14 protein-coding genes are annotated in these 18,135 nt (G+C 68.5%); 8 read left to right on the forward strand and 6 right to left on the reverse strand.

The genetic code is table 11. The features are described from left to right. Window positions 1-83 precede the first annotated feature (83 nt). The gene (gene tkt / locus EYW49_RS01810) at window positions 84-2,093 is read right to left on the reverse strand and encodes a transketolase (RefSeq protein WP_131305359.1); all 2,010 of its coding nucleotides are present in this window, start codon (window positions 2,091-2,093) and stop codon (window positions 84-86) included. 467 nt (window positions 2,094-2,560) lie between these two features. Here tkt and EYW49_RS01815 point away from each other — a divergent pair, with 467 nt between their 5' ends. The 3 genes from EYW49_RS01815 to EYW49_RS01825 all read left to right on the forward strand — a co-directional run bounded on the left by EYW49_RS01815 (window position 2,561) and on the right by EYW49_RS01825 (window position 7,108). Then, window positions 2,561-3,217: an LbetaH domain-containing protein gene (locus EYW49_RS01815; protein ID WP_228259425.1), complete on the forward strand. Its 657-nt coding sequence runs from the start codon at window positions 2,561-2,563 to the stop codon at window positions 3,215-3,217. Between the two features lie 265 nt (window positions 3,218-3,482). Next, window positions 3,483-5,324 (forward strand): PHA/PHB synthase family protein, encoded by a 1,842-nt coding sequence (locus EYW49_RS01820; RefSeq protein ID WP_206365355.1) that lies wholly within the window; start codon window positions 3,483-3,485, stop codon window positions 5,322-5,324. Between the two features lie 152 nt (window positions 5,325-5,476). Next, window positions 5,477-7,108 carry a fumarate hydratase gene (locus tag EYW49_RS01825; RefSeq protein ID WP_131305363.1) on the forward strand — a complete coding sequence of 544 codons (1,632 nt, stop codon included), beginning with the start codon at window positions 5,477-5,479 and terminating at the stop codon, window positions 7,106-7,108. Window positions 7,109-7,219: 111 nt separating this feature from the next. On the opposite strand, the gene EYW49_RS01830 is transcribed toward EYW49_RS01825, so the two are convergent. Then, window positions 7,220-8,293: a DUF2336 domain-containing protein gene (locus tag EYW49_RS01830; RefSeq protein ID WP_165498100.1), complete on the reverse strand. Its 1,074-nt coding sequence runs from the start codon at window positions 8,291-8,293 to the stop codon at window positions 7,220-7,222. Between the two features lie 317 nt (window positions 8,294-8,610). Between EYW49_RS01830 and EYW49_RS01835 the strand changes: the two genes are divergently transcribed. Further along, a complete protein-coding gene (locus EYW49_RS01835) occupies window positions 8,611-9,222 on the forward strand; it encodes a L,D-transpeptidase (protein WP_131305367.1) in 612 nt (203 codons plus the stop codon). A gap of 67 nt (window positions 9,223-9,289) precedes the next feature. On the opposite strand, the gene EYW49_RS01840 is transcribed toward EYW49_RS01835, so the two are convergent. After that, on the reverse strand, window positions 9,290-9,652 hold the full coding sequence (locus EYW49_RS01840) for a gamma-butyrobetaine hydroxylase-like domain-containing protein (RefSeq protein WP_131305369.1): 363 nt from the start codon (window positions 9,650-9,652) through the stop codon (window positions 9,290-9,292). A 207-nt stretch (window positions 9,653-9,859) separates the two neighbouring features. On the opposite strand from EYW49_RS01840, the gene moaA reads away from it, so the two are divergent. Beyond that, window positions 9,860-10,918: a GTP 3',8-cyclase MoaA gene (gene moaA / locus EYW49_RS01845; RefSeq protein ID WP_131305372.1), complete on the forward strand. Its 1,059-nt coding sequence runs from the start codon at window positions 9,860-9,862 to the stop codon at window positions 10,916-10,918. Between the two features lie 124 nt (window positions 10,919-11,042). Further along, entirely contained in the window at window positions 11,043-11,942 is a 900-nt protein-coding gene (locus EYW49_RS01850; RefSeq protein ID WP_131305374.1) for a DMT family transporter, read from the forward strand. 5 nt (window positions 11,943-11,947) lie between these two features. Here EYW49_RS01850 and EYW49_RS01855 read toward each other — a convergent pair whose 3' ends face one another. Further along, window positions 11,948-12,649: a TerC family protein gene (locus tag EYW49_RS01855; protein ID WP_131305376.1), complete on the reverse strand. Its 702-nt coding sequence runs from the start codon at window positions 12,647-12,649 to the stop codon at window positions 11,948-11,950. Between the two features lie 329 nt (window positions 12,650-12,978). On the opposite strand from EYW49_RS01855, the gene EYW49_RS01860 reads away from it, so the two are divergent. Next, window positions 12,979-13,596, forward strand: a complete 618-nt coding sequence (locus EYW49_RS01860; RefSeq protein ID WP_131305378.1) for a TRAP transporter small permease subunit — start codon at window positions 12,979-12,981, stop codon at window positions 13,594-13,596. A gap of 57 nt (window positions 13,597-13,653) precedes the next feature. Further along, on the forward strand, window positions 13,654-15,657 hold the full coding sequence (locus EYW49_RS01865; RefSeq protein ID WP_131305380.1) for a TRAP transporter large permease: 2,004 nt from the start codon (window positions 13,654-13,656) through the stop codon (window positions 15,655-15,657). A 100-nt stretch (window positions 15,658-15,757) separates the two neighbouring features. Here the strand turns inward: EYW49_RS01865 and EYW49_RS01870 are convergent, their stop codons facing one another. Together EYW49_RS01870 and EYW49_RS01875 are read right to left on the reverse strand one after the other, a co-directional pair. Continuing rightward, window positions 15,758-16,855, reverse strand: coding sequence for a TRAP transporter substrate-binding protein (locus EYW49_RS01870; RefSeq protein WP_131305382.1), 1,098 nt, complete (start codon window positions 16,853-16,855; stop codon window positions 15,758-15,760). A gap of 121 nt (window positions 16,856-16,976) precedes the next feature. Beyond that, window positions 16,977-18,077, reverse strand: a complete 1,101-nt coding sequence (locus tag EYW49_RS01875; RefSeq protein WP_131305384.1) for a TRAP transporter substrate-binding protein — start codon at window positions 18,075-18,077, stop codon at window positions 16,977-16,979. Between the last annotated feature and the right edge of the window lie 58 nt (window positions 18,078-18,135).

Genomic DNA, 18,135 nt, shown 5'->3' on the forward strand with positions numbered 1-18,135 from the left:
CGGACGAAGATCCCCCGATCGGGATTCTGCCGATGCAAGACGCGCTCGCATCGGCAGAGATTGCATTTCCGCTCGGCCGAGGATCAGCCGAGGACGCGCTTGACGGTCGCCACGACGTTGTCGGTGGTGAAGCCGAACAGCGGATAGAGCACCTTTTCCGGGGCGCTCTCGCCGAAGCGGTCGATGCCGATCACCGCGCCGGTGCGGCCGGCGATCTTCCACCAGCCGCGGGTCACGCCGGCTTCGATCACCACCGTCGGCAGATCGGCCGGCAGCACCGCCGCCTGCTCTTCGGCCGGACGGCGCTCGAAGGCCTCGACGCAGGGCATCGACACCACCCGCACCGGAATGCCGGCCTCGGCCAGCACCTTCTGGGCGGCGGTGGCGAACTGCAGCTCCGAGCCCGTCCCGACGATCACCGCGCGCGGCGCCTCGGTCGGTTCGACCAGCACGTAGCCGCCCTTAGCGATCTCGGCGAGTTGCGCCGGGGTGCGGGGCTGGGCGGCGAGGTTCTGGCGCGACAGGAGCAGGGCGCTCGGGCCCTGGGACCGCGACACCGCGGCGTTCCAGGCGCCCTGGGTCTCGGCGGAATCACACGGCCGCCAGACGTCGAGGTTGGGGATGATCCGCAGGCTCTCGGCGTGCTCGATCGGCTGATGGGTCGGGCCGTCCTCGCCGAGACCGATGGAGTCGTGGGTGTAGACGTGGACCACCCGCTGGTGCATCAGCGCCGACATGCGCACCGCGTTGCGGGCGTAGTCGGAGAACACCAGGAAGGTGGCGACGAAGGGCAGGAAGCCGCCGTGCAGGGCGATGCCGTTGGCGATCGCCGTCATGCCGAATTCGCGCACCCCGTAGAGGATCGTGTTGCCGGCCGGATCGCGGGTGATCGGCAGCGTGCCCTTGTAGTTGGTCAGGTTGGAGTGGGTCAGGTCGGCCGAGCCGCCGAGGAACTCGGGCAGCTTCGGAGCGAGGTTGTTGAGGGCGTTCTGGCTGGCCTTGCGGCTGGCGATGGTCTCGGCCTGGGCCTGGACCGCCTCGAGGGTGGCCTGGGCGAAGGTGTCGAAGTCGGCCGGCAGATGGCCGGCGACGCGGCGCTCGAACTCGGCGGCGAGTTCGGGATGGGCGGCGGCATAGGCCGCGAAGCGACCTTCCCACTCGCTCGACCGGGCGGCGCCCTTGGCTGACTGGTCCCATTCGGCATAGACGTCGGCGGGGATCTGGAACGGCGGATAGGGCCAGTTCATGGCGATGCGGACCGCGGCGATCTCCTCGGCGCCCAGCGGCGCGCCGTGGCTGGCTTCGGTGCCCTGCTTCTTGGGCGCCCCGAGGCCGATCACCGTCTTGGCCTGGATGAACACCGGCTTGTCCGTGACGCGCTCGGCTTCGGCGATCGCCGCCTCGAGGGCGTGGCGGTCATGGCCGTCGACGGCGCGGATGACGTGCCAACCATAGGCTTCGAAGCGGGCGCAGGTGTCTTCGGCGAACCATTCGTGGATCTTGCCGTCGATCGAGATGCCGTTGGAATCCCAGATCACCTTGAGCTTGCCGAGAGCGAGGGTGCCGGCCAGCGAGCAGACCTCGTGGCTGATGCCTTCCATCAGGCAGCCGTCGCCGCAGAACGCCCAGGTGTTGTGGTCGACGATGTCGTGGCCCGGCCGATTGAACTGGGCGGCCAGCGTCCGCTCGGCGATGGCGAAGCCGACGGCGTTGGCCAGCCCCTGGCCGAGCGGCCCGGTGGTGGTCTCGACGCCGCGGGTGACGAAGTTCTCGGGATGGCCCGGGGTCTTGGAGCCGAGCTGGCGGAAGCGCTTCAACTCCTCGATCGGCAGATCGAAGCCGGTCAGATGGAGGAGCGCGTAGAGCAGCATCGAGCCGTGGCCGTTGGACAGCACGAAGCGGTCGCGGTTCGGCCAGGCGGGCTTCTTGGGATCGAAGCGCAGATGGTCGCGCCACAACACGGACGCGATCTCGGCCATGCCCATCGGCGCGCCGGGGTGTCCCGACTTGGCGGCTTCCACCGCGTCCATGGCGAGGGCGCGGATCGCCGCCGATACCTTCCAGGTCAACGCTTCGGTCTCGGACTGGTTCATCTCATTCTCCTTGACGACCGGCGCCGTCGCCCTCCCTCGGTCGGAGAGCCGTGCCGGAATGGCTGTAGGATGGTCCGTGTCCGACCGGTTCGATCCGGCAGACCGCGGTGACGCCCCCGTCCGACCGCGCCCGAACCGCCCCGTCGGGGTGAACCGAACGTGCCGGCGGACGTGATCCCGCATCGGGTCAATCGCCAGACCGCGAGGGGGGATGTCAATGGGCAAGATCGCAGTTCTCGACTGCGCGGGGCCCCCTGCGACGCTTTTCCCGCCACCTCGGGGTCGCGACCGCGTCCCCGACCGGCGGTCGGCCCGGTCGACAGGCCGGCATCGGCGGCCGATGATCGGCGCGGATTCGACGTCGGCGCACGCCCGCGGCGACCGACGCGGCGAGGAGGCCCCCCATGACCCGAGAGACCCCGGCGACCACCGAGGCGGCCCACGGCGAGGCCGCCCTGCCCGCCCATGTGCGCAAGCGCCGGCTCGGAGCGAAACCGCTGGTGCACGAGAGCGCGGTCACCCGCGACAGCCGGTTCGGCAAGTTCGTCAAGATCGGCGCCCGCACCACGGTGATCGAATGCGACTTCGGCGACTACTCCTATGCGGTCAACGACTGCGAGATCGTCTATGCCGACATCGGCAAATTCGTGTCGATCGGCGCGCTGGTCGGGATCAACCCGGCCAATCATCCGCTGGAGCGCGCCGCGCAGGCGCATTTCACCTATCGCTCCTGGCAATATTTCGAGGATCAGGCCGACGAGGTCGCTGAGTTCGACCGGCGCCGGGCGCAGCGGGTGACGATCGGCCCCGACGCCTGGATCGGCCGGGCGGCGATCGTCCTGCCCGGCCGCTCGGTCGGCGCCGGCGCGGTGGTCGGGGCCGGCGCGGTGGTCAGCCGCGACGTCGCGCCCTACACGATCGTCGCCGGCAATCCCGCCCGGGTGATCCGCCGGCGGTTCTCCGAGCCAATCGCCGACCGGCTGATGCGGCTGGCCTGGTGGAACTGGAGCCACGCGACGCTGCGCCGCGCGCTGCCCGATTTCCGCAGCCTGCCGGTCGAGACCTTCCTCGACCGCTGGGAGGCGGCGGATCCCCGGCCGCGGACCGATCTCGACCCGATCTGAAATAATACTTTGGTCCGATGGCATCGCCGCCGGTCTCGCACCGATTTCGCAAGTGCGGCAAGCGGATGCGGGATGTTCCGAAAAAGCTGCGTAGAACCGTCGCGGTGCGTTGCGGTATACCGCTCAGCAACGTTTGACGCGGATCATGGCGTCGTCCCTGATGCGGGCGCAACGGTGCCGACTGATATTCGAGCCGTCGCCGCGAATCGTACCGCCGGGGGCCGAACGCTGCGGGATCCTCCCGCCGCCAGCAGAGGCAACCGCCATGAACACCGTCAGCCGGGCGACGACCGCCGCCATTCCGATCGAAACGCCGACGGAGGTGGCCGCGGCCACCGGGCGGGCGCGCAAGGGACCGCCGGCGCGGCCGATGCCGGGCGCGTCGGCGGAGCGGCTGGCCACGGCGGAGGCGATCGATCGGGCGGCCCATGCGACGCTGGCGCGCGCCACCAAGGGCCTGTCGCCGAGCGCGCTGGCGATCGCGAACTACGACTGGGCGGTGCATCTGGCGGCCTCGCCGGGCAAGCTCGGAGCGCTCGCCGACTCGGCGATGCACAAGTGGCTCGACCTCGGCCGGACGGCACTCGCCGCGAGCCTCGGCGGGGCGGACCCGGCGCCGCTCGCCGGTCGCGATCCGCGCTTCCGCTCGGCCGCCTGGAACGCCGCACCGTGGCGCCTGTTGTCCGACGCCTTCCAGATGGGCACGGCGTGGTGGCAGGAGGCGACCACCGACGTGCGCGGGGCGCAGCCGCATCACCTGCGGCTGGTCGAATTCGCGGCGCGGCAGATGCTCGACGCGGTGTCGCCGTCGAACTTCCCGGCGACCAATCCGGACGTGGTCGAGGCGACCCGCGCGGAAGGCGGCGCCAATCTGCTGCGCGGCTTCGAACATGCGCTCGACGACGCGCGGCGGAAGGCTTCGGCACAGCCGCCGGCCGGCGTCGAGAACTTCCGGCCCGGCGAGGCGGTGGCGGCGACGCCCGGTGCGGTGGTCTACCGCAACCGGCTGATCGAACTGATCCAGTACACCCCGACCACCGCGACGGTGCATCCCGAGCCGATCCTGATCGTCCCGGCCTGGATCATGAAATATTACATCCTCGATCTCAGCCCGGCCAATTCGATGGTTCGCCATCTGGTCGAGGCCGGCTTCACCGTGTTCGTGATCTCGTGGAAGAACCCCGACGGTGGCGACCGCGACCTCGGGCTCGACGACTACCGCCGCCTCGGCCCGGTGGCGGCGCTGGAGGCGATCGCGACGATCGCCGGTCCGGCCAAGGTCCACGGCGTCGGCTATTGCCTGGGCGGCACGCTGCTGGCGATCGAGGCGGCGCGCCAGGCCCGCGACGCGGCGCCGCGCTTCGGCTCGATGACCCTGCTCGCGGCGCAGACCGACTTCACCCGTGCCGGCGAGCTGTCGCTGTTCATCGACGAGAGCCAGTTGACGGTGCTCGAAGACATGATGTGGGAGCGCGGCTATCTCGACACCAAGCAGATGGCCGGCGCCTTCCAGATGCTCAAGGCGCGCGATCTGTTGTGGGGCCGGATGGTCGACGACTACCTGCTCGGCAAGCGGGTCGAGATGAACGATCTGATGGCCTGGAACGCCGACGCCACCCGGATGCCCTACCGGATGCACGCCGAATACCTCGAGCAGCTGTTCCTGCAGAACCGGCTGGCCGAAGGGCGCTTCGAGGTCGACGGCCGCGCGGTGGCGATCGAGGACATTCACGTGCCGATCTTCGCGGTCGGCACCGAGACCGACCATGTCGCGCCGTGGATGTCGGTGCACAAGATCACCCTGCTGGCCGAGGCCGAGACCACCTTCGTGCTGACCACCGGCGGTCACAACGCCGGCATCGTGTCCGAGCCCGGCCATCCGCGCCGGTCGTTCCGCTCGGCGGTCAAGGCGCCGGGTGCCGCTTACGTCGACCCCGAGCACTGGGGCGAGATCGCCACGCCGCATCTCGGATCGTGGTGGACGGCGTGGTTCGAATGGCTGGCGATGCGCTCCGGCGCGCGCGTCGTCCCGCCGACGCTCGGCGCGCCCGAACGCGGGCTGCCGGTCCTCGCCGCCGCCCCCGGCGCCTACGTGCTGGCGCCCTGAACGAAGCGGGCCGCGCCCGGCGTCGGGTGCGAACCTCCCCCGACCAACGACACCTTGGCGCTCGTCGCGGATCGTTCTAGAACCGCGGCGAGCGGCGGCCTTCGGCCGCGCCTTCGTGCGACCCGTCGGTCGCCAGCGGGAGACGATGTCCGATGACCACCGAGACGCCGGCGTTCCAGTATTCCGAGATGTTCCCCCTCGCCCACGACGACACGCCGTGGCGCCGTCTCGACGGCGACTTCGTGACCGTCGAGAGCTTCCACGGCGAGCCGATGCTGGTGGTCGATCCCAAGGCGCTGACCATGCTCGCCGAGACGGCGATGGGCGAGATCAACCACTATCTGCGCCCGGCCCATCTCGCCCAGCTCGCCAAGATCCTGACCGACAACGAGGCGACCGAGAACGACCGCTTCGTCGCCCTCGATCTCCTGAAGAACGTTTGCATCTCGGCCGGCGGCATCCTGCCGATGTGCCAGGACACCGGCACGGCGATCGTCAGCGCCAAGAAGGGCCGTCGGGTATGGACCCGCGGCGGCGACGAGGCCGCACTCGCGGAAGGGATCTTCGATTCCTACCAGCGGCGCAACCTGCGCTATTCGCAGCTGGCGCCGATCTCGATGTTCGAAGAAAAGAACACCCGCAACAACCTGCCGGCCCAGATCGACATCTACGAAGAGGGCGAGGACGCCTACAAGTTCCTGTTCATCGCCAAGGGCGGCGGATCGGCCAACAAGACCTATCTCTACCAGCAGACGCCGTCGATGCTGACCGAAGACCGGATGCTCGCCTTCCTCAAGGAGAAGATCCTGACGCTCGGTACCGCCGCCTGCCCGCCCTACCACCTCGCGGTGGTGATCGGCGGCACCTCGGCCGAAGCCAATCTCAAGACGGTCAAGCTCGCCTCGACCCATTATCTCGACGGCCTGCCGACCCACGGCTCGGAGAGCGGCCACGCCTTCCGCGATCTCGAGATGGAAGACAAGATCTGGAAATTGACCCAGGATCTCGGGGTCGGCGCGCAGTTCGGCGGCAAGTACTTCTGCCACGACGTGCGGGTGGTGCGCCTGCCGCGTCACGGCGCCTCGCTGCCGATCGGCATCGGCGTGTCGTGCTCGGCCGACCGCCAGGTGCTCGGTAAGATCACCAAGGACGGCGTGTTCATCGAGCAGCTCGAGCACGATCCGGCGCAGTATCTGCCCGACATCACCGACGATCACCTCGACGACCGGGTGGTCGAGATCGACCTGAACCGGCCGATGGCCGACATCCTCGCCGAACTGTCCAAGCATCCGATCAAGACCCGGCTGTCGCTGACCGGGCCGCTGATCGTGGCGCGCGATCTGGCGCATGCCAAGATCCGCGAGCGGCTGGAGGCGGGCGAAGGCATGCCCGACTACTTCAAGAACCATCCGGTCTATTACGCCGGTCCGGCCAAGACCCCGGCCGGCTATGCCTCCGGGTCGTTCGGCCCGACCACCGCCGGGCGGATGGATTCCTACGTCGATCAGTTCCAGTCGTTCGGCGGCTCGATGGTGATGCTGGCCAAGGGCAACCGCTCCGCGGCGGTGCGCGACGCCTGCAAGACCCACGGCGGCTTCTACCTCGGCTCGATCGGTGGCCCGGCGGCGCGTCTCGCCCAGGACTGCATCAAGAAGGTCGAGTGCATCGAGTATCCGGAGCTCGGCATGGAGGCGATCTGGCGGATCGACGTGGTCGACTTCCCGGCCTTCATCGTCTGCGACGACAAGGGCAACGACTTCTTCAAGGAACTGAATCTCGGCTGATCGATCGGGAGTTCTCGGCCCGCGTCGGCGACGGTCGACACGGGAGGGATCCGAAACGACGACGGCCGCCGACCCGAAGGCGGCGGCCGTGATCTCGGTACCGGCGGACGATCAGGCGCGGGCGCGCCGGGATCCGTGCTGGTTGATGGTGGCGCGGGCTTCGACGGCGTCGAGGCGCTCGAAGTGTTCGCGCTCCCAGCGGCTCTGGGCGGCGGAGAATTTCAGGCGGCGCTGGCGCAGCTCGACGATCGCCGCATAGGCGGTCTCGTCGATGTCGAGACCGCGGGCGACCGTGGCGATGCCGACGCTGTCGGCGCGCACCAGGACGCGCATCACCTGGGTTTCGTCGAGGTCGGCGAAGGAGCCGAGGAAACTGGCGAGCTCGGCGTGGCGATCGGCGGCGGCTAGATCGGCGACGACGGCACTCGCCGTGAGTTCGCCGGCGGTCACGCGCTCGAGCAGGCGGACCACTTCGGGACGCTCGTCGGCGGCGGGACTGCGCAGCGGGCGCACCGTCGCGGAGCGTTCGACGGCGGGCGGTGCGGCGGGCTTCGCCGCGGGGACTTCCGCGGTCTCGGGCTGCGGGCGGGAGGCGATGCGGCGCAGGGTGTTGCGCATGCAGCGGGCCAGCAGCTCGGGCAGATCGGGGCGTTCGCCGAGGATGCGCTGGAGTTCGGGATCGCGCTCGGCATGGGCCTGGAGTTCGCGGATGGTCTCGTCGGCGAGGTCGGCGCCGTCGTTGCCGCCGACCCGGTGCAACACCGCGACCGAGCCGAGGCGGACCAGGGCGGCGCAGACCGCCTGCGACAGGCGGGTGCGGGCGGCGATGGCCAGACGATGGTCGTCGTTCTTGCGTTCGGTCAGCGCCATCAGATCGTCGTCGGTCAGCAGCGCCGAGCGGGTCAGCACCGGTTCGGCGACTCGAATCTCGTCCTCGGCGAGGATCAACACCAGATCGCGTGGGACGGCGGCGTGATCGGCCGCGGTCTCGGAAAACACGCGGCGGTCGTTGACGGCGGTGCCGGCGAGGATCGCCCGCACGATGTCGAAGAAGATCTCCAGTTCCGTCGGATCGGCCTGACGGTCGACCAACATCAGCCGGGAGAGATCGCTGAGCAATCGCCCGCGTCCGGACGGGCTCGCATCGCGCGCCAGAAGATCGAGATGCATCGGATCCAGTGCCATGGCCGCCCCGTCATGTGTCGTCGCGATCCGAGAGTGCGGATCGGCGTGAAGCAGATCTTGCTCTCGCTTCATGAGGCTTCGCTTAAGAAGGTCGTTCGAATTCTAATCGAAGCGCCCGACACTTCGCTGAACGCGTTGCAAGTGGATCACATGGCCTGCGGAAACGTACGCGGCCACCGATCGACGGCGCGCAATCGCGATCTACGGGTTGCCCCCGGGTGGCGAATTGTCCCATCATATGTTCGACGCATGCGGCGGGTGTGGTTCGTCGTGGCGATTTCGAAGAATTTCAGAACTTGAATCGACGAGGAGTCGGCATGAGCAGGCATTTGCTTATGGCGGCGGCCCTGGCTGCGGGAACCCTGTTCCTGTCGATGCCGGCCGGCGCCGAATACAATCCGGGTGTCCAGAACCGTTACGATGCCCTCGGCAACGTCGTCGAAGGTCCGGGCGCCACGCCCGCCTACGCCGGTGGACAGAACTTCACGCCGATTCCGCGCGAGACCGTCTCCTTCGAAGGCAACTACGCCAAGGGTACGGTCGTCGTGAAGACCGCCGAGCGGCGCCTCTATCTGGTGCTCGGTGACGGCAAGGCGTTGAAGTACGGCATCGGCGTCGGTCGCCCGGGCTTCGCCTGGGCCGGCCAGCACACCGTGACGCGCAAGGCCGAATGGCCGGGTTGGACCCCGCCTCCGGAAATGCGCCGCCGTCAGCCGCATCTGCCGGCCTATATGGCGGGCGGCCCGGACAATCCGCTGGGCGCGCGGGCGATGTACATCGGCTCCACCTACTACCGCATCCACGGCTCCAACGAGCCCTGGACGATCGGTCAGGCGGTGTCGTCGGGGTGCTTCCGCATGACCAACGACGACGTCACCGATCTCTACGAGCGGATCCGGGTCGGCGCCCGGGTGGTCGTCATCAACTGAGCGACCGCACGCGAGTTTCCGAAGGCCGGCGACATCCCTCGCCGGCCTTCGTCGTCTTGCGCCCCGCTCACGGCTCGCGGCGCAGGCCCTTGGCGGCCAATTCGTCGAGATAGCGCGCCCACAGCCGGTCGCGATCGCGGCCCAGCGCCTCGAAGTAATCCCATCCGTAGATGCCCGTGGCATGGCCGTCGTCGAAGCTCAGGCGGACGGCGTAGTTGCCGATCGGATCGACCGCCAGGATGCGGACGTCGCGCTTGCCGCCGACGGTGCGGCGTTCCGACGGGGCGTGCCCCTGGACCTCCGCCGAAGGGCTCTCGACGCGCAGATATTCTGCGGAAAACGCGTGGGCGTGACCGTCGTCGAAGGTCACGTTCAGCGTCCGGCGGTCCTTGGACAGGCGGATTTCGGTCGGCCAGATCGTCTTCGTCATCGCAACATTGGTCCTTCGGATCCGGGGCGTCGGTCGAGCCGACGTTGTTCCCCGCCGTATACAGGTCGAGACGTCGTGCAGCGGTCTCTCGTCCGTCTCTTGATCTATGTGGTTGACGGCGTTTTTTCCAATCATATGTTCCGGACGGCCATCGACCTCGCGACCTCCGTCGCGGGCACGCGTCGGCGATCCGGGAGTGAACCAGCCATGAAGACCGTCGCCACGGAGAGCGCCCCGTCGGGCCACGCACCCGAGGGGCTCGTCGACCCCTTCGGGCGGGCGATTCGCTATCTGCGGGTGTCGGTCACCGATCGCTGCGACTTCCGCTGTCACTACTGCATGTCCGAGGACATGACCTTCCTGCCCAAGAAGGACGTGCTGACCCTCGAAGAGCTCGACCGGATGTGCTCGACCTTCGTGGCGATGGGCACCCGCAAGATCCGGCTGACCGGCGGCGAACCGCTGGTGCGCAAGGGCCTGATGACCCTGGTGCGGTCGCTGTCGCGCCATCTGGAGTCCGGGGCGCTGAAGGAACTGACGCTGACCACCAACGGCTCGCAGCTCGCCACCCATGCCGCCGACCTGGCGGCGGCCGGGGTCCGACGCATCAACGTGTCGCTCGACACGCTCGACCCGGACAAGTTCCGCAAGATCACCCGTTGGGGCGACCTTTCACGCGTGCTCGGCGGCATCGACGCGGCGCTCGCCGCGGGGCTGCGGATCAAGCTCAACGCGGTGGCGGTCAAGGGCTTCAACGACGGTGAGATCGACGATCTGATCCGATTCGCGCATGCCCGCGCCATGGAGCTGACGCTGATCGAGACGATGCCACTCGGCGACATCGGCGGCGAACGGGTCGATCAGTATCTGCCGCTGTCGGAGGTGCGCGCCGACCTCGAACGCCGCTGGACGATCAGCGACGCGACGCGCGACGACGCCGCCACCGACGGCCCGGCGCGCTGGGTGACGGTCGGCGAGACCGGCGGCCGGGTCGGCTTCATCACGCCGATGACCCACAATTTCTGCGACAGCTGCAACCGCGTCCGGATCACCTGCACCGGCCGGCTCTACATGTGCCTCGGCCAGGACGACAACGCCGACCTGCGCCAGGCGCTGCGCGAAAGCGACGGCGACGCATCCCTGCGCGCGGCGATCGTCGAGGCGATCGGGCGCAAGCCCAAGGGCCACGACTTCATGATCGTACCCGACACCGGGGCCGGCGCGAGCGTGGCGGTGGCGCGCCACATGAACACCACCGGCGGCTGACGCAAGGCCGACGCGGCGTTTTCGGGTGGCGGCGGCGCGAGCTCCCGGCTAGATCTGGTGGTTCTTCCCTTCGCCGGGCGACGGTCCTTCGCGCCCTCGCCGTTGCGCCCCGCCCGAGATCCCCATGCCCCTCGTCCGCGACAACACGCGCGGCATCCTGCTGATGAACGTCGCCATGCTCGGCTTCACCGTCAGCGATGCCTTCACCAAGCTCTCGACCCGGTCGCTGCCGCTCGGCGAGACGATCTTCCTGCGCGGCCTGATCGCCGCGACGCTGATCGGGCTGGCGGTGATCCACGAGGGGTCGTGGCGCGAGTGGCGGCGGCTGGTCGATCCGCGCATCGTCCTGCGGCTGATCGGCGAGCTCGGGGCGACGCTGTGCTACCTGATCGCCCTGGTGCACGTGCCGCTGCCCAACGTCACGGCGGTGTTCCAGGCGACGCCCTTGACCATGACGGTGGCGGCGGCGCTGTTCCTCGGCGAACGAATCGGCGTGCGGCGGTGGGCGGCGATCGCCGTCGGTTTCTGCGGCGTGATGGTGATCGTGCGGCCGGGGCTCGACGGATTCGATCCGATGTCGCTCCTGGTGCTGGCTTCGGTCGTCTGCGTGGTGCTGCGCGACATCGCCACGGCGCGGCTGTCGGCGACCATCCCGACTCCCTTGGTGACGCTGGCCACCGCCGTGGCGGTGACGGCGATGGGACCGCTGCTGATCCCGTTCGAGAGCGCGGTGTCGCTGCAACCGCTGTGGCGCGTGCCGAACCCGGGCGAGATCGCGACGCTCTTTCTGGCGTCCTCCGGCCTGCTGATCGGCTACGTCTTCCTGATTCGCGCGACGCGGCTGGCCGAGACCTCGGCGATCGCGCCGTTCCGTTACGTGCTGCTGGTGTGGGCCTTCGTGTTCGGCCTCACGCTGTTCGGCGATTATCCCGACCTGCCGACGGTGATCGGCGCGGCGGTCGTGGTGGCGACCGGGCTCTATTCGATCGACAGCGAACGGCGCGCCCGCCTCGCCGCGGCGTGACGGGATCAAGCGATGGAGGCGGGCGGGCGACGCCGACGGCGGCGCAGCAAGAGGCCGACCACCACCACCGCCAGAGCGCAGATCGCCGGCAGGCCGAAGTCGGCGAACAGCGGCCAGGTCGCGAACCACGTCTGCAGCACCACTTCGTCGCCGAGCAATTCGCCGGAGACCCAGCCGAGCAGCGCCGCGCCGGCCCAGATCACCAGCGGTGACCACTCGATCAGCCGCATCACCAGTTGCGAACCGGCGACCACCAGCGGAATCGACAGGGCCAGCCCGAGGGCGATCAGCACGATCGAGCCATGGGCGGCGGCGGCGATGGCGACGACGTTGTCGAGACTCATCACCGCATCGGCGACGACGATGATGCGGATGGCGTGCCACAGATTGCGGGCCGCGGCGGTGGCCTGCTCGTGCTTGGGCTCCGGCCCGACCAGATCGACGGCGATCCACAGCAGCAGCGCCGCCCCGACGGCGTGCAGATAGGGCAGATGCATCAGGATCGCCACGACCGAGGCGAAGACGATCCTGAGACCGACCGCGGCGGTGGCGCCGGCGATGGTGCCGATGCGGCGATGGATCGGCGGCAGCGAGCGACAGGCCATGGCGATCACCACGGCGTTGTCGCCGGAGAGCAGCAGATCGATCCAGATCAGCTTGAACACGGCGAGCCAGAAGGCCGGGCGATCGTAGGCGAAGGCTTCCACGAGCGACGAAATCCCAAGAGGCGCGGCGGCGCCGGGCGCGCGAACCGCAGGAAGAGGAAGGCGGCCCGAAGGCCGCCCGTGCCGCGCATCCTTATCACGAAGTCGGCGACGACACTCCTTCCCCGACGCGGGACACGGGTCGCCTTTCGGTACAACGCGGCCCGAGCTCGACCGTTCCCGCCCGGCGTCTCACGCAATCCTCCTATGTAGAAAGACTAGGACTCGATCCGGTCGCTTGCTATGGTGCCGACCTGCGCCGATCTCGGCGGCCGATCCGGGGGGAGCCGATCGCCCGCACAAGAGGGTCACGCGAGGGGGAGGAACGTCGTTTGCAGGCACTCATCGGATTTTCACGGGCCGTCGACGCCTTCACCGTCCGGCTCGGCCGCGCCGTATCGTGGCTCCTGGTCGCGGCGATCGTCATCTCCACCCTCAACGCGATCATCCGCAAAGTGTTCGACGCCTCGTCGAACGCCTGGCTGGAGGCGCAGTGGCTGCTGTTCGGGGCGGTGTTCCTGATCTGCGCGTCGTGGACGCTGCAGGCCAACGAACACATCCGCATCGACATCGTCAACGCCACCCTGTCGAAGCGGACCCGCAACGTCATCGAGCTGATCGGTCACGTGCTGTTCCTGCTGCCGATGGTCGCGGTGATCCTGTGGACGGCGGTGCCGTTCTTCACCCGCTCGTTCTTCGGCAACGAGCAGTCCTTCTCGGCCGGCGGCCTGCCGCAATGGCCGGCCAAGTCGCTGGTGGTGATCGGTTTCGCACTGCTCCTGGTGCAGGGCGTGTCCGAGCTGATCAAGCGTATCGCGGTGATGCGCGGGCTGATCGAAGACGCCCATGCGGCCGGCGGCCATCACGCCGCGGCGGAAGCCGAAGCCGAACGCCTGCTGGCCATCGCCGAAGCCGAGCGCGTCGCCGCCGACGGCCCGCCCAAGGCCTGATCGCGGCCCTCCGACCTTCGCCCGACCTCTGGCATTTCAATCGATTGGACGAGATTCATGGCCGCGTTCGTCGCCCACAACATCGCCCCGCTGATGTTCGCGTCGCTGGTGCTGTTCCTGCTGCTCGGCTATCCGGTGGCCTTCTCGCTGGCCGGCTGCGGTCTGTTCTTCTTCTTCGTCGGGGTGGAACTCGCGCCGTTCAGCCACGGCAACATCCATCTCGACTGGGTGCTGCTGCAGACGCTGCCGGAACGCATCTACGGCGTGATGAACAACGACGTGCTGCTGGCGATTCCGTTCTTCACCTTCATGGGGCTGGTGCTCGAACGCTCGGGGATGGCCGAGGATCTGCTCGACACCATCGGCCAGCTGTTCGGCGGTATCCGCGGCGGCCTCGCCTATGCGGTGATCTTCGTCGGCGCGCTGCTCGCCGCGACCACCGGCGTGGTGGCGGCCTCGGTGATCTCGATGGGCCTGATCTCGCTGCCGATCATGCTGCGTTACGGCTACGACCGCCGCCTCGCCTCGGGCGTGATCGCCGCCTCGGGGACGCTGGCGCAGATCATCCCGCCGTCGCTGGTGCTGATCGTCATGGCCGACCAGCTCGGCGCCGACGTCGGGGCGATGTACGAGGGCGCCTTCGTGCCCGGGCTGGTGCTCGCCGCGCTCTATGCCTTCTACGTGTTCCTGGTCACGGTGATCTTCCCCAAGGCCGCCCCCGGCCTGCCGCCCGACGCCATCGGCTTCAAGGAGACCGATCCCAAGATCGCCCTGCGGCTCGGTCGGATCAACGCCGCGGCGATCGCCACCGGCCTCGCCGCCGCGGCGGTCGGTTTCGGACCGGGCCTGCGCACGGCGATCGTCGACGGCTTCTCGTCGGGGACCATCGGCGGCAGCCTGTCGGCGGCGATCCTGGCGGCGATCGTGGTGCTGGCGCTGCTGTTCCTGGTGCGGCTGGCCCGGGTGTTGGCCGGGGCCGACGAGAGCCGGGGCATCCTGTCGCTGGCCCTGCTGGTCGGCATCTCGGCGGCGGTCGGGGTCGGCACGATGAGCCGCAGCGGCCTCAAGGGCGGGCCGGACTTCGTGATCCTGTCGATGTCGGTCGGCGTCGCCTTCTCCTTCGCGATCGCCTGCCTCAACTGGGTCTGCGACCGTTTCCTCGGCTTCCGGTTCCTGTCGCGGCTGGCGCAGCAGGTGACCTTCGTGATGGTGCCGCCGCTGTCGCTGATCTTCCTGGTGCTCGGCACGATCTTCATCGGCGTCGCCACGCCGACCGAGGGCGGCGCCATGGGGGCGGCCGGGGCGATGCTGCTGGCCGCGATGAAGCGCTGGATCGATCACGATCCCAAGCGCTTCAATGCCGCGATCGTCCGTCAGGCGACCGAATCGACCGCCAAGCTGTCGGCCTTCGTGGTGTTCATCCTGGTCGGGGCGCGGGTGTTCTCGCTGACCTTCTACGGCGTCAACGGCCACGTCTGGGTCGAGGAGATCCTCGCCTCGCTGCCCGGCGGCCTCTACGGCTTCCTGATCGTGGTCAATCTGGCGGTGTTCCTGCTGGCCTTCTTCCTCGATTTCTTCGAGCTGGCCTTCATCATCATCCCGTTGATCAAGCCGGCCGCCGAGAAGGTGTTCACGATGGACCCGACGGCGCTGGCCATCGCCCATTCGTTCAACCTGAACAGCCCCGAGGACATCGCCAAGACGATGATCATCTGGTTCGGGGTGATGCTCGGGGTCAACATGCAGACCTCGTTCATGCATCCGCCGTTCGGCTTCGCGCTGTTCTATCTGCGCTCGGTGGCGCCGCGCATCCCCTATACCGACAAGATCACCGGGCGGACCATGGCGCCGATCAAGACCTCGGAGATCTATTGGGGGGCGGTGCCCTTCGTGGTCATCCAGTTGATCATGGTGACCCTGGTGATGACCGTGCCGGGGATGGTGATCGGCGCCAAGGAGGCGGTCAACGCGGTCGATCAGCAGAAGGCGCTCGACCAGCTCAACACCCTGCCGGGTCTCGACATTCCCGGGCTCGACCTCGGCCAGCCGCCGAAGTTCTGAAGCGGCGTGGGCGGACTCCTGAAACGACGATGCCCGGGCGAGCCCGGGCATCGTGGCACGTGCGGGGGGCCGATCCGTCGCCGGACCGGCCCGATCGGGGTCAGCGCCCGCGCGCGCGGATCATGAAGGCGTCGTAGCCGAGTTCGGCGACCTGCCACCACAGATATTCGTCGTTGCGGAAGGCCATGACCGCGTCATGGAGCTTCTTGAACGGCTCGTTCTCCTTGGAGATCTCGGCGTAGAGCTCGATCGACGCCTTCAGCGAGGCGTCCATGACCTCGCCGGGGAAGGGATGGAGCTGGGCGCCGGCCTGGACCAGCCGCTTCAGCGCCGCCGGGTTCTTGGCGTCGTACTTGGCCTGCATGTCGACGTTGGCGTGGGCGGCGGCACTGGTCAGGATCGCCTGATAGGCCTTGGGCAGTTCGGCCCACTTGGCCTTGTTGATGAAGAAGTGCAGCGCCGCGCCGCCTTCCCACCAGCCGGGATAGTAGTAGTGGGGCGCGACCTTGTAGAATCCGAGCTTCTCGTCGTCGTAGGGTCCGACCCACTCGGCGCCGTCGATGGTGCCCTTTTCCAGCGCCGGATAGATGTCGCCGCCGGCGATCTGCTGCGGCACCGCGCCGAGCTTGGCCAGCACCCGACCGCCGATGCCGCCGATGCGCATCTTGAGACCGTTGAGATCGGCGACGGTCTTGATCTCCTTGCGGAACCAGCCGCCCATCTGGGTGCCGGTGTTGCCGCCGGGCAGACCAATGAAGTTGTACTTGGCGTAGAACTCGTTGAGCAGCTCGTTGCCGCCGCCGTGGTAGAACCAGGCGTTCAACATGCGGCCGTTGAGCCCGAACGGCGCGGCGGTGCCCCAGCAGAAGGCCGGGTCCTTGCCGACGTAGTAATAAGAACAGGTGTGGGCCATCTCCAGCGTGCCGTTGGTGACGGCGTCGGCGGCCTGCAACCCCGGCACCAGTTCACCGGCGGCGAAGACCTGGATCTGGAAAGCGCCGTCGGTGGCGTCCGACACGGCCTTGGCCAGCACTTCCGCGCCGCCGAAGATGGTGTCGAGCGACTTGGGGAAGCTCGAGGTCAGGCGCCAGCTCACCTTCGGCGCGCTCTGGGCGATCGCCGGAGCGGCGAGAGTCGCGGCGGATGCCGATCCGATCACCCCGACGGATGCGGCCTTCAGAAAATCACGACGTTCCATGTGCGGTCTCCTCCCAGAGATCTCTTCGGCCGTCGTGCGGCCGATGGTCTTGTTGCTTCCCGAGGCGAGGACCCTCCCAAGTCCTCGTCCCGTCGTCGCGGGCGGCGGCGAAGCCGTCCGATCAGCTGCGCGTGCGCGCGCGGATCATGAAGGCATCGTAGCCGAATTCGGCGACCTGCCACCACAGATACTCGTCGGCGCGGAAGGCCATGACCGACTCGTGCAGCGTCTTGAACCACGGGTTGTCGCGGCCGATCTCGGCGTAGAGCTCGTTGGCGGCCCGCAGCGCCGCGTCCATCACCTCCACCGGGAAGGGATGGAGCTGGGCGCCGGCCTGGACCAGACGCTTGATCGCTGCCGGATTGCGGGCGTCGTACTTGGCCTGCATGTCGACGTTGGCCTGGGCCGCGGCGCTGGTCAGGATCGCCCGATAGGCCGGCGGCAGGTCGAGCCACTTGGCCTTGTCGATGAAGAAGTGGATCGCCGCGCCGCCTTCCCACCAGCCGGGATAGTAGTAGTGGGGCGCCACCTTGTGCAGGCCGAGCTTCTCGTCGTCGTAAGGCCCGACCCATTCGGCGCCGTCGATGGTGCCCTTCTCCAGCGCCGGATAGATGTCGCCCCCGGCGATCTGCTGCGGCACCGCCCCGAGCTTGGCCAGCACCCGGCCGGCGATGCCGCCGATGCGCATCTTGAGGCCGGCGAGGTCGGAGAGGGTGCGGATCTCCTTGCGGAACCAGCCGCCCATCTGGGTGCCGGTGTTGCCGCCGGGCAGCGCCACGAAGCCCCAGCGGTCGTAGAAGCGGTCGAGCAGCTCGTTGCCGCCACCGTGGTAGAACCAGGCATTGAGCTGGCGGCCGTTGAGCCCGAAGGGCGCGGCGGTGCCCCAGCAGAAGGCCGGATCCTTGCCGACATAGTAATAGGAACAGGTGTGGGCCATCTCCAGGGTGCCGTCGGAGACGGCGTCGGCGGCCTGCAGCCCCGGGACCAACTCGCCGGCGGCGAAGACCTGGATGCGGAAGGCGCCGTCGGTCGCCTCGGCGACGGTGCGGGCGAGGAGTTCGGCGCCGCCATAGATGGTGTCGAGAGACTTCGGAAAGCTCGAGGTCAGCCGCCACTCGATCTTCGGCGCACTCTGGGCGATCGCCGGCGCGGCCAACGGCAACCCGGCGGCGCCCCCCAGGGCGCCGATCGAGGCGGCTCGAAGAAATTGGCGGCGCTTCATGCGAGCGATCCCCACGACGGCATCGGACCGCCCGCGCCGCAAATCTGCGTAACGGGAA

The sequence above is a fragment of the Siculibacillus lacustris genome (assembly GCF_004328075.1).
Lineage (GTDB): Bacteria > Pseudomonadota > Alphaproteobacteria > Rhizobiales > Ancalomicrobiaceae > Siculibacillus > Siculibacillus lacustris.

Coding starts and splice junctions, on each gene's coding strand:
- EYW49_RS01825 (WP_131305363.1), top strand. CDS start 5,477: ATGACCACCGAGACGCCGGCGTTCCAGTATTCCGAGATGTTCCCCCTC.
- EYW49_RS01865 (WP_131305380.1), top strand. CDS start 13,654: ATGGCCGCGTTCGTCGCCCACAACATCGCCCCGCTGATGTTCGCGTCG.
- tkt (WP_131305359.1), bottom strand. CDS start 2,093: ATGAACCAGTCCGAGACCGAAGCGTTGACCTGGAAGGTATCGGCGGCG.
- EYW49_RS01870 (WP_131305382.1), bottom strand. CDS start 16,855: ATGGAACGTCGTGATTTTCTGAAGGCCGCATCCGTCGGGGTGATCGGA.
- EYW49_RS01835 (WP_131305367.1), top strand. CDS start 8,611: ATGAGCAGGCATTTGCTTATGGCGGCGGCCCTGGCTGCGGGAACCCTG.
- EYW49_RS01830 (WP_165498100.1), bottom strand. CDS start 8,293: ATGGCACTGGATCCGATGCATCTCGATCTTCTGGCGCGCGATGCGAGC.
- EYW49_RS01850 (WP_131305374.1), top strand. CDS start 11,043: ATGCCCCTCGTCCGCGACAACACGCGCGGCATCCTGCTGATGAACGTC.
- EYW49_RS01840 (WP_131305369.1), bottom strand. CDS start 9,652: ATGACGAAGACGATCTGGCCGACCGAAATCCGCCTGTCCAAGGACCGC.
- moaA (WP_131305372.1), top strand. CDS start 9,860: ATGAAGACCGTCGCCACGGAGAGCGCCCCGTCGGGCCACGCACCCGAG.
- EYW49_RS01875 (WP_131305384.1), bottom strand. CDS start 18,077: ATGAAGCGCCGCCAATTTCTTCGAGCCGCCTCGATCGGCGCCCTGGGG.
- EYW49_RS01820 (WP_206365355.1), top strand. CDS start 3,483: ATGAACACCGTCAGCCGGGCGACGACCGCCGCCATTCCGATCGAAACG.